The sequence below is a fragment of the Empedobacter sp. UBA3475 genome (genome assembly GCF_002378465.1).
Classification (GTDB): domain Bacteria; phylum Bacteroidota; class Bacteroidia; order Flavobacteriales; family Weeksellaceae; genus Empedobacter; species Empedobacter falsenii_B.
On the sequence record NZ_DFRA01000017.1, the window covers coordinates 1 to 2,950 of the forward strand.

Here is a 2,950-nt window from a genome sequence, read left to right on the forward strand (position 1 = left end):
TGTCACTTTTTTATTCATAGCTTATCTATTTTAATTATAGGTATTCATATGCCCTTCGGGGAATCGTCAAAAAAACTAACGAAAAAAGACTTGGCCGTAAACCTCTCTACTAAAAATGCCCTCATTTCACTAAAGATTTTACAAACCCTACGGGCTAAAAACTTTTTAACGCTCCATTCATCCATTTTCTTAACGTGTGAGTTTTAATGCCGGGTATTCATCCTTTTTCAATATTCAAATTCCTTTTTAATAACATTTGAAATTAAAAATTCTTTAATGTCACTTTTTAATTGACTAAAAAGTAACCAAAAAGTCAAGGCCGTAAACCTCTCTACTAAAAATGTTCTCATTTCACTAAAGATTTTACAAACCCTACGGGCTAAAAACTTTTTAACGCTGCACTCAAACATTTTCTTAACGTGAGAGTTTTAATGCCGGTTTTTTCTAATTCTTTTTCAATATTCAAATTCCTTGTCATTCAGAACTTTCAAAGAATCTCATATCTAATTGTTCATAAAAACATTTTACATCGTAAATCCCATATCAAAAACCTTATACATACATTCTACTGCCACCCTACTGCCACTATGTTGCCTTTATCCTGCCTTTATCCTGCCTTTATCTTGGGATCATCCAGCGTGTTTCAATAAAACCTAAAAATCCCCCTTTGTATATGTTTTTCACATTTGATGAGCGTTAACAATCACCCCACCCTACGGGTGTACAAATCACCCTCCAAAATTATGGTTTAAGCTGTTATAAGCTCAATACCTGCTTTATCAGCTTTGTATTTTATTTTATGTATGAGCTCATAATAGCTCCAGTTTCTTAAGACAAATCTTTCTTCTTTGGCAATTTGTATTTTTTCTTCTTGATCTACAATAACTATCGTTCCTGCTTTTTTTTCCACACAAAAATCAATTAACATTCTACTGTAGACATGTAGCCGATGATGAATATATTTACTCTCTGTATTTTTTAATTTTTTTGCTATTTTTAATTTTCTTGCTTTTCCTTTCCCTCCTTTGCAAAAAGGCACTCCTTCTAGTATTCTTTTACGAGAAGCTTGTATGGCTAATCTTCTATATAGAAATTCTTCTTTGCTACCAATGGTAAGCTGAGATCTACCTATTTTTACAATCAACGGATATTCTAATGACAAAGAAACTTCTGCAATAATATCGGGTTGTAATTGATTTTTTTCTTTTTCAATTTCTACCGTGAATACCCAAAATATTTTATTTTTTTCTAATTTAATATGTGATCTACAAATTCTAATTTCTTTGCTTACTACTTGCTCCAATAGCTTATAATTATCAATATAGTCTCTTCCAAGATACGTTTTAAATGGAATTTTATAAAGTTTAAAATAAATGTATTTATTATCTTTATCATACGAGAATTTACTTATTCTCGCTATGTTAAAAGGAATTGCTATATCTCGTTTAAAAATTTTTAATGAAAGTTCCCCTTTCCAATACTTGACACAATCCTTCTTGAAGGATAGGTATAACGTATTGATCAAACTAGACAATATATACATCGGAACTTCGTCCTTAAAACGTTTTGAGAGCACACGATAAATTGTAGTCGACCGTGACCATTTGAGTATTCCAGAATCATCTTTGTTTTCGTCTGCTAATTTATATTTGATTCCTTCAGAGAAATAAAAAAAATCTTTCACCATTTCTTGCACATACAAATGAGAAACAATCATATTAGCCGCTATAAAACATCTATTTTGCCATTTATAAAGCGTACTCACAACTTCTTTTCGTTCTTCTTGGGTTGGTAAATCAGCAATTAACTGTATTTTACGTGTTAAAAAAACTGTAGAATTTTCCATATTTAGTTATTTAGGGGTTTAAACTTGTTTTGTTGAGTCAATTTATAAGCGACGACAAATTCATTGTGCACTTCTTTCTGAGAAAGTTCTAATGTCTTGGCAATGGTTGTAAACGATTGTTTCATTTCGAATCGAAGCTTTAAAATCAACGATTGTTTTTCGGTCATTTGATTTGGTGCCTTTTCCTCGGAAATTATTTCTTTTTTAGACACGAATACATCTTGACTATTTATAAGGTTCTTAACATCCTCTATTGCACTTTTAATCTCCATACTCGTTTCTGAAACTCTTTTTCCCATTGCATTGGCAATTGCTTTGTATCTAAATCCATATTTCAAGCAGAGTTCAATCAAATGTTTTCTTTCAGCGCTTAATAAGGGTAATATTTTTCTAATTTCTTCATAATGTTGGTCATGTATTAGTTTATCCTTTATGTTTTCTGCAGCCTCTAAAGGATCGTATACAGTCAAATAATTCTCATAATTCTCGTAACTCTCTAATGAATGCACTGACCTAAAAAATTTATTTTTAGAACTTCTATAATGCGAATAACAGCTGTGTTTCAAAACAAGTCGCGTGAAAAAAAAGATATGTTCAGGTTTTTCAATTTTCTCACGATATTCCCATAATTTCAGAAACGCATCTTGTACCAAACATTCTACAACAAATTCATCATCAACTATTTGTTTACCAATCCAAAAAAGTAGTCTTTTATGTCGTGAATAAATTTGCTCTAAGGCTTTGGGTTCGCCTTTTTTCAATAATTCATATTCTTTTTCTAGCATAATAAAGGTGGTTTTAATTATGTTTTACGTGATACGTATTACGTTCTACGTTTTAACATCGTTTTTTAAATTCAACATTAGTTTTAAAAGCCACTCCTTTTCCTGTACATCGCGCCAACTTTGTTCTTGGGAAAGGGGTTTTTTGTTATGTTTTACGCTCTACGCTTAACGTTTTACGTTATTTTTTTAGTTTTACGTGATACGTATTAAGTTCTACATTTTTATTCTTATTATATTCAAATTCACTAATAACAAAGAATTTTAGAGTCGACATACGATTTGTAGACGAGCTTCAATTCATTGAAACAAGCGTAAAAAA

2 protein-coding genes are annotated in these 2,950 nt (G+C 30.9%); both read right to left on the minus strand.

Features of this window, described 5'->3' with window-relative positions; all coding sequences use genetic code 11:
- Nucleotides 1–748 precede the first annotated feature (748 nt).
- Nucleotides 749–1,846, minus strand: a complete 1,098-nt coding sequence (locus tag B3I31_RS04545) for a hypothetical protein (RefSeq protein ID WP_291087656.1) — start codon at nucleotides 1,844–1,846, stop codon at nucleotides 749–751.
- 2 nt (nucleotides 1,847–1,848) lie between these two features.
- Nucleotides 1,849–2,631: an RNA polymerase sigma factor gene (locus B3I31_RS04550; protein WP_291087658.1), complete on the minus strand. Its 783-nt coding sequence runs from the start codon at nucleotides 2,629–2,631 to the stop codon at nucleotides 1,849–1,851.
- Nucleotides 2,632–2,950: the final 319 nt, after the last annotated feature.